The sequence below is a fragment of the Ruminococcus sp. YE282 genome (assembly GCA_900101355.1).
Classification (GTDB): domain Bacteria; phylum Bacillota; class Clostridia; order Oscillospirales; family Acutalibacteraceae; genus Ruminococcoides; species Ruminococcoides bromii_A.
Genome location: FMUV01000055.1, coordinates 1 through 8,661, shown reverse-complemented (window position 1 = coordinate 8,661; position 8,661 = coordinate 1). Strand labels below are relative to the sequence as shown.

Sequence of the window (8,661 nt, the reverse complement as noted above, 5' to 3'; positions counted from 1 at the left end):
TATGCTTCCTCGCCTTTGTCAGCCTTATATCTGGCTATCTTTCCGTTGTAGAGATATACCGTACCACGGTTAATCTCGTTTTTGATTGTGTTGTATGGTCTTCCAAGACTTTTGGCGATTGCGTAGATCGTCCACTTGTCCTCATTGAATCGCACTTCAATTATGTGTCGTTCTTCCGATGTCAGGTGTTGATATTTCTTGTGTCCTGTGTTACAATTGGGATTGTCCATAGTGATGATTTCTTTCGAATTGGTGAGTGGTAACTCAATTCTACTACAGAATCGTCTCTATGGACTATTTATTTTATTGTTGCAACCTCATTTTACAATGCGCCAAAATATCTTTTCTGTTCTTTCGGAAGAGATTTGTTCCTTTTAACTATTTCTATCCATTGTGTTCCCGAAACCTCTTCAAGAACAAACATACCATTATCGTTTTGTTTTTTTACTAAATATGTATTTTTCAAAATACATCCTCCGTTCAATTTGAAATTTTGGTTTTCAAATTAATCGGAGGACTTCTTATCCTAATAAACATTTTGCCCTTTCTGCCTTCAATGCAAAAAGGGCAAAAAATAATGCCGACAAAATATAGCATTAAAAGCTATAGCTTGTCGGCATATCATTAAATTATATCAATAATCTTCCGTAACTGAAAAAAACAATGATATACTTTATATGCAGTTATAAATCTATTCTTATTATTTTTTTAACCGGAGCTCTGGATACGACCAGATCATAACTTTCCTCGATAGGATAATCGTTATGCATTAACTCGTAATCATTATTTGTTTCAAAAGGAATACTTAATCTCATTTCGGAATTTGGTTTTAAAGTAAAGTTGAAACTTCCTGCGGTTTGCTCAAACTCCATATTCCATAATTCCATACACGGAATCCATTCGTCATTTTTACTTTGTAATCCCCAGCTTCTAAAAAAAATATATCCGTCAGAATTACCTTCGTTTTTTATACTGACATCTAATTCAATAATTTTACTCTCTGATGTGAGTTCATATGCACTTGGCTCGGTATTTCCTTTGTATTTTTTAGCAAACTCTCCAAATGTTGTAAGCTTGCCGGAATGAACAGTTATTGAATATCCCGTGGTGTTTTCATCTACAATATTAATAAAGCATCCGTCGAGTTTAACTTCTTCATCCTTTTCATAATATTCTATTTGCTGCTGAATTGCAGCAGTATTTACAAAAAAAATTCTAATAACAATTAAACCTATCAAAGCAAAGGATAGTACCGAAAATACTATTTTTTTCCATAATTTATTCATTGTTATCGTCCTTATCCTTAATTTTAACTACCTTTCCTTCAGATAAAAAAATAATTTTATCAGATAATTCTGTTATTATACTTTCATCATGACACGACACTACTACTAAAGCACCTCGGTCACACTCACGCTGAATTAAATTCTTGACAAGTTCTACTCCATTATCGTCCAAAGCATTTGTCGGCTCATCAAGTAAAATCATTTCAGGTTTTTCCATTATTGCCGCTGCAATTCCAAGTCGTTGTTTCATACCCAACGAATATGCCCTATATTTTTTTGATAAATTCGGGTCAAGTCCCACATCAGACAGTGATTTTTTTATATCGTTATCATTAATTTTATTCTTTATAGAAGCTAAAGTTTTTAAATTCTTAAATCCTGTCATTCCGTCTAAAAATGCCGGATTTTCAATAAGAATACCTATACTGTCAGGAAAGCTAATATCTTTCCACAACTCCTTACCGTCAATAATTATCCTGCCCTTGTCAGGCTTTATCAACCCTGCTATCAATCGCATAAGCATAGTCTTACCGGAACCGTTTATCCCCTTAAAACCCCAAATTTTACTTGATTCCAATTTGAGTGAAATATTATCTATTACACAACGCCTGCCAATATTTTTGCTTACGCCTTCTACTTCAATCAGCATTTCAATCCTCCTTAGTCAAAATATCCATTCTATTAACCTTGATTAAACCTATTACAAATATTACTATACATAAGCTTAAGCACAGTACGAATCCCAAACCAATACTTATGGGCTCATCTGTCGTTATATTTTCCGTTCGCAACGGCATTGCTAAATTACCGATAAGGAAAGGTGATGAAAAGAACAATGAAAACACAAGTATTGCTGACGTAATAAAAAAGCTCATCAACGGTCTTATAAAAAAAGATAAAAGCATTTGCAACATACAAAGCACATACACCGTAAAAATATGAAGCAACAAAGGAACAACTATATTCCATGGCATCGGTACAAGTTCACGAAAATTAAGCATAAGCAATCGAAGCAAAAACTCGTTTATATTAAGATTGCATTCAGCTCCCACAAATAAAGCAAAGCTCGCCGCTGATAACAACATAATAAAATAATATATACAAACGTTAATCATCAGCCATACACATTTGGAAATCCACCATGCTCTGCGACTGCCCGATAAAATAATTATATGTCTTCCATAACCAGAAAGGTTATCAACAGGATAGCGCAAGCTTGTAAAAGCAATAATTAAAATAACAAGCATCCATTGTACAGGAAAGGGAAAAGCAACGGTTTCTTCTATAACAAAATGCTTAGCTCCACCCAATGCATATAACAACATATCGCCTATTGTAAGCTTTTGTTCAATTAATTCGGGAGTATCAACACCCATATTCATTCTCTGCATAAAAAGAACAAAATCAACAAGCCAGAAGAATAGAAACAAAATAGCATACAGCCATATTCGCTTGATTATGCCGTTCTTTATATCAAATTTTAATATTTTAATAAACATTGTCTGTTTTTCCTCTTATATATGTTATCGCAACAGATACAAGTGCGATAACCATTATACTTGAAAAAATAACTAACCCGCTTATCGTATTTGAAGTTTCGTATCCTTTTAAAAAATTAAACGGCGATAATTCAATATAAAAACGAAAAGCAGACACAAGCATACAAATGAATTGATGTAGCAATAACAGTATATATGGTAATATAATAATTGCCGCCTTATTTTTAATAAAAAAGCCAAGTGATAGACAAAGCGATGCCCAAAATCCTGCGAAAATCATATCAATTAATATTATAATTAAATCGTATAACAACGGTAAAGTATAAAAAAGCTTTGAGCAGAAGCTCGACATAAAGATTGCGTACCATATACTTTCGCCCGGATCAGGCATTCTTGCCGGTATAAAACACGCAACAATTATATAATTAATTATAAGCGGAATTGCTACAACCAAAGCACCCGATATAAATGCCGCTATATATTTTGAAAAATAATATCTTTCTCTGCCACATCTTACTATGGCTTGTTTGCGATAACCACTTTTTATCTCATCCGCAAGTGACCACGAGAACGGAATAGCTGCAAGCAATGGCAGGAAATAATAAAAAGCCATAGAAAACGGAGAATAATCGCCGCCTATCCAGCACCTGTACAAAGTAGATACAGCTATCTGAGGGTTTTTATTCATACTTCCATCGGAATTTATCCAATATTTATCCCAAATATCCCACCTGAAAAATTCAGTGGAAATTGCCGATACAGCAGCGGCGATCGCTATAGCAATGCCAATTACCAAAGCAAACTTAAAACTTTTTCCTGTCAGTGCTCTTTTTATTTCAGTCCTAATCATTAGTATTCTCCTTAAAGTCGAGCACAATTCCGTATTTATTATGATTGCTTGTTCCTATCTTCAATATAATATTATTACTTTCAGCAGTCTTTTCATCTATATAAAAGCCCAACTTAAATCGATAGCTTTCTCCTACGGCTAAATTCTCATATTTCGTTGAAAAATAGTTTTTATAATTTTCCTTCGCAAGTTCAGACAAAGGCTGGTGATTGTCAAAATACAAACATTCACTCAAATAATATTCAAAGTTTACATTACTTTTATAAAACGCTTCTCTCGTCATAGGATAAAAGAAATTTACAAGCATATATTCATCTTTATCAAATACCGCATTAACATTTTCTAAAGTAATATCAACAAGCATAAAGTCGAGCTCACCAAACATTTTCTTATCTGCCTTCGTGAAAAAATGGGTGCTTTCTATATATTTTTTATCCTCATCTGACATACTTTCAACTTCATTTAAGTTGTCAAATATTTCACAGGAATTTACTTTTAGCTTTAATTCTCCACTTTTCCATGGAAAGCCCGCTGTAAATCCGAAAAAGCCGGAGGTTTTTTCATCATTTTCAATCGATAATGTAATACTCTCTGTTTGATTTATTACAGTAGGTTTCACAAAAAAATGATTACATATAATAATTATGGAAACAATTATTATCAAGGCTATTATTGATGCAACTATTATTTTAGTTCGCCTCATTATTTTTCTCCCTCGCAAATAAATTTATCACTCACTAATCTTCCAACAGAACTTTTAGTACTATTTTACATTCGATTAGTGAGTGATTTGTTTACGGATTTAAAACTGGATAGCTTCCGACACTATCAGGACTCCAATAGCCTTTAGCACTTTGAGAAGCCATAAAACAATAACCACCAAGCCTTGCATATCTTTCGCCGTTTTCATATACAAGCTGATTAATCAAAAACTCACCGGTACGAGTTACTTTTGGTTGCCCGATAGTTCTATCAGTCAATGAGCCGGTACTTGAAGTAGCTCCGTCAACATAAACCTGAAATCCGCCATTAGGCAACTGGTTACACTTTATATATGTACTGCTTGCATCTTGCTTTGCTCTACCGCTCGTGTTTGCTTGTCCAATCCAGTTAAAATTAAATGTGTATCTGGTATCACTTATATTGGCAGCACTAACAGGCAAAGAAAAAGCAGATACTGCAATCATAGATATGCCCAGAATTGCTAATAGCTTTTTTGTTTTTTTCATATATATCACCTCCTCCTATAATGTTTTATTTATTAATAACATATAATTGAATTTTTACCAATAATTTGGTGATAGAAAACAAAAAAGCGGTGACAAAACGCATTAAAGTACAAAAAGACGGAATCCGTTAAGAATCCGCCTTTGGTATTATAATGCTTACTATAAACATTCCGTTTCTTTCGCTTATATCAATAACTCCATTATAGGAAAGTATTTTTTTCTTGACTCCTTCAATTCCAAAACCGTGACTTTGATTATCTCCTTTTGTTGTTTTCAAAGATGGATTTTTACTTAAAATTGAATCTTCAATTTTATTTTCTATTTTTATTACTACATTCCCTTGGCTTTCAAATACATTGATCACCACAATTTTTTCCGTACTCTCATTACAATAATAATCATAAATATTATCAAGTAGATTGCCGAAAATTACACAAATATCTCTACTGTCAATAAAATCCAAATCTGTCATAATTTCAAGCTTGACATCTACACCCAAAACATTTAGTTTTGAGAGCTTCGTATTCAGCAACAAGTTCAATGCATGATTTTTTGAGTAGAGCACATTGCTCTTCATAATATTTGTTTCATTGTCAAGCAGTAACTCCTTTGCTTTATTGTAATCACCATTCTCAATAAGAGCAACAATAGCTGTATTTGAATTTTTCAAATTGTGCCGCAGACTACAGTCCTTGTTGTAAATTGTTTCTACCTCATTAAGGCTTTGCTCAATTAACTTTTCCTTTTGCTTCAATAAGACTTCTTTTATTCTGATTTCCTCTTCACATTTAAGTTTATATATCAAAACATAAGATAGTACGGTAAGCAACAATAATGAAATTATCAACACAAAAACACACCATTGAGTTAATGATTCAACAGGGGTACATAAAAGCAACAGCATTAATGCAATTATTGAGAGGAATGCAATAGTAGGCACAGTTAATACTAAGCTAAAATTCTTAATTTTTATTTTTTCGGTAACTTTGAGCATTATCAGCATAATAATAAAAAGGCACAGCAAATGAGCACACAGATGTGAAAAATTGAATAAATTTGTAGACGATCCAAAGGTATCGTACGGAAGTAAATAATCATTGTAAAACACATTAACTATGGTATCAAAAAAGGTATTAACTATAAAACGCAAGACAAAAAAAGCAACAAGTACAGCCGATAAAAAAATATTGCGCACAACCACCCCTTTATATAGTATATTTGTATATAAAACAAATATAAGAATAAGGAGTATTGGAATCAAAAAATACTTTGAAGACAATGAGAATAAAATGATAAGTGATTCCGCCACTGCAGTCAAAACAATGATAATATGGGATGCTTTGCTTTTAACTTTCAGCTCACAAGACTTATATATAAAAAAATTCATAAGGCAAGATTGAGACAAGCATACAAGTACCGTAGAAATCAATATTAAAAGAGATGAAGCTATCATCAAAATCCTCCTCTCAAATAATTTATATAAGCTTGTTTTACTTCATTAATTCTATCTCTGCTTACTGACAAATGTTCTCCGCTTTTTAATGTCAATCCTGCCGTTGTAATCACTCCATACACTTCTGCTAAGTTAACAATAAAGCTTCTACTAATCCGAACAAACTGTATAGGAGGTAATTCACTCTCAATATCTGATATTCTCTTTTTTTTACTGTAAACTTCTTTCCCTACATAAAACAGAATATTATTTCCTTTAGATTCAATGTATCTAATATTACAAAGAGGTATTCTTATGAAGTTATTATGCTTTTTTATTATGTAAAATTTCTGCTTAAGCATATATGCTGACAATAAATCATCTACCATGGGTTCAAGTTCAGAATCAAGCTTGGATTTTCTTATAAATCCAAACGGGTGCTTTTTTATTGCCTCAAACACAAGAAAGTCATGGCTGGTAACAAACACTAAAAAGCATTGAGGAGATATTTTACTGATTCTGTCCGCAACAGAAAAACCATTTTCAGTAGGCATATCTATATCAAGAAATACGATTTGATAATCTTTTTTTGCAGCTTCATCAATAAACTTTTTACTGATAGTATATGTATCTATAATGATTATTTCAGCACAGTTGGTATGAAATTTTGTCAACAACTTGTTTTTTAGCAACTCGCAAAAACCGCTGTCATCATCACAAATCGCAACATTCATACTTTAATTTCACCTACACTTTGCTACTTAATAAGGTCATAAATAATAATCATTATATCACAATTAAATTATTGTTATCAATACATTTATTAAAAATAAGATTCTTACATTCTTATTTTAAACAGCAATGAGCTTTTACCACCCTTTTCTCTATATCGTTGTTCTGTTTTTATTAACCCGGCTTTTTTCAAATCTCTAATAGCTCTTCTTACTGTGGCAGGCGACAATTTTATGTCTCCTGCTATTGTTTTTACCGAAGGCCAGCATTCACCGTTTTTGTTCGCTCGGTCGTAGAGGTAGGTATAGACTGCTACGGCTCTGTGAGGTAAGTCCATTTGATACAGAAAAGTTAATCTACTCATTGTCCAGCACCTCCTGCGTTGGTCTTTCGGTTCTTATGACTACTTTTCTTTGCTTGTCTGCGCTCTGTTCAACGCTTGAATTTTCAGGTTCTTCTGTTAGATCATTTTGCTGTTCTGAATTAATAGTATCTTCACTCTCGGTCTGTTCTGTATCTGGCGAGGTCTTTAGGTTTTCATTTTTCTTCTTTTTCTCACTGCTTGCCTCATCAAAATCCGAATCAGTTGCAGGCTGTTCAAGATAGTGAGGATAGTATTTCTGAATTATGTTATTGAACAACTCCGAACGGTTGGCATAGTGAACCTCACGGTTGCCGTTTTCCATGACCTCATACTTTTCTTCAAATTTAATACCCCATTTAAAAAACATCTTTAGTTTTACTTTCATAGGATAAAAACCTGTTTTCATAACAACAAATGTGCCTTTTGGAAGTGACTTCAGCTCATCGGGAGTCATCAATGGCCTTTCTATCATCTGCAATGATTGGGACGGATCATTTTTGCTTCTGCTTACAGAGCCTGACATAACAGTTCTTGAACCGAGTGCTTTTGATAGGGCTTCCGCACTTGTGCTGTTTGGAGCAAAGCCGCCGAATATTGTCAGCTGTGTGTTGTCTATGATAACATCAGCACCTTCTTTTCCGTAGTTGCGTTCAAGCTGTGCAAAGTATTGAATTATCGGCACTATCTGCAACCGCCTTGAACGGGAGGCTGAGAACATCATCTCGGCAGAGTCAATCTTGGGAAGGGTACCGAACTCGTCGCAGAAGAATACGCAGCGATTTTTAAGCGCGCCGCCGTTTTCATCTGCAACTGAAAGTATTTCACGGTAGAGCTGTTGGATTATAAGCGAAACCATAAAGAAAGTGTTGGGATTTTCCTCCGGCATTACAATGAAGATTGCACACTTTTCATTGCAGAATTTTTCAGCGTCTATTTCTGTATCAAAACACAAAAGCTGTTCAAGCTCGGAGTCGAGAAAAGCATTCAACCTTGAAAGTGCCGTACTCATAACGCTTGACATACTCTGTTCGGCTGTGTTGAGCGCCGCCCCTGCAAACCATTTTGCTTTGTGGTCGTCTGGAAGATAGTCCATTAAAAGTTGAAACTGATTTTTGCCTTTCTTGTTGGTCGGAGCAAGTAACTCCTGAATGATTTTGAATACCGAAACAATATGCCGTTCTTCGTGTTCGCAGAATTCCGAAACAAGCAGAATAGTTGCTGTTAAAAGTCCCTCTGCCGCATCATAAAAGTAAGCGTTCTGTCCGAATG

At 34.0% G+C, this 8,661-nt stretch carries 12 protein-coding genes; all 12 read right to left on the bottom strand.

What is annotated here, in order from left to right; genetic code table 11:
• On the bottom strand, positions 1-230 hold a 230-nt coding region (locus tag BLP46_RS12125; RefSeq protein ID WP_143000500.1), incomplete at its 3' end, for a helix-turn-helix domain-containing protein.
• Between the two features lie 92 nt (positions 231-322).
• Positions 323-466, bottom strand: a complete 144-nt coding sequence (locus BLP46_RS13155) for a hypothetical protein (RefSeq protein ID WP_167669269.1) — start codon at positions 464-466, stop codon at positions 323-325.
• A 217-nt stretch (positions 467-683) separates the two neighbouring features.
• Positions 684-1,286: a DUF5028 domain-containing protein gene (locus BLP46_RS12120; protein WP_092979272.1), complete on the bottom strand. Its 603-nt coding sequence runs from the start codon at positions 1,284-1,286 to the stop codon at positions 684-686.
• Positions 1,279-1,935 carry an ABC transporter ATP-binding protein gene (locus BLP46_RS12115; RefSeq protein ID WP_092979270.1) on the bottom strand — a complete coding sequence of 219 codons (657 nt, stop codon included), beginning with the start codon at positions 1,933-1,935 and terminating at the stop codon, positions 1,279-1,281. The genes BLP46_RS12120 and BLP46_RS12115 overlap by 8 nt, the downstream gene beginning before the upstream one ends.
• Before the next feature lies 1 nt (position 1,936).
• Positions 1,937-2,662, bottom strand: coding sequence for a DUF2705 family protein (locus tag BLP46_RS12110; protein ID WP_143000499.1), 726 nt, complete (start codon positions 2,660-2,662; stop codon positions 1,937-1,939).
• A gap of 112 nt (positions 2,663-2,774) precedes the next feature.
• Positions 2,775-3,635: a hypothetical protein gene (locus BLP46_RS12105; RefSeq protein ID WP_092979268.1), complete on the bottom strand. Its 861-nt coding sequence runs from the start codon at positions 3,633-3,635 to the stop codon at positions 2,775-2,777.
• A complete protein-coding gene (locus BLP46_RS12100; protein ID WP_092979266.1) occupies positions 3,628-4,338 on the bottom strand; it encodes a hypothetical protein in 711 nt (236 codons plus the stop codon). The genes BLP46_RS12105 and BLP46_RS12100 overlap by 8 nt, the downstream gene beginning before the upstream one ends.
• A gap of 91 nt (positions 4,339-4,429) precedes the next feature.
• On the bottom strand, positions 4,430-4,864 hold the full coding sequence (locus BLP46_RS12095; protein ID WP_092979265.1) for a DUF2712 domain-containing protein: 435 nt from the start codon (positions 4,862-4,864) through the stop codon (positions 4,430-4,432).
• 127 nt (positions 4,865-4,991) lie between these two features.
• Entirely contained in the window at positions 4,992-6,317 is a 1,326-nt protein-coding gene (locus BLP46_RS12090) for a sensor histidine kinase (protein WP_092979264.1), read from the bottom strand.
• Positions 6,317-7,030, bottom strand: a complete 714-nt coding sequence (locus BLP46_RS12085; protein ID WP_092979263.1) for a LytR/AlgR family response regulator transcription factor — start codon at positions 7,028-7,030, stop codon at positions 6,317-6,319. The genes BLP46_RS12090 and BLP46_RS12085 overlap by 1 nt, the downstream gene beginning before the upstream one ends.
• Before the next feature lie 104 nt (positions 7,031-7,134).
• Positions 7,135-7,392: a helix-turn-helix domain-containing protein gene (locus BLP46_RS12080; protein WP_092979261.1), complete on the bottom strand. Its 258-nt coding sequence runs from the start codon at positions 7,390-7,392 to the stop codon at positions 7,135-7,137.
• Positions 7,385-8,661: type IV secretory system conjugative DNA transfer family protein (locus tag BLP46_RS12075; protein WP_092979259.1), on the bottom strand; the 1,277-nt coding region annotated here is incomplete at its 5' end. The genes BLP46_RS12080 and BLP46_RS12075, both read right to left, overlap by 8 nt.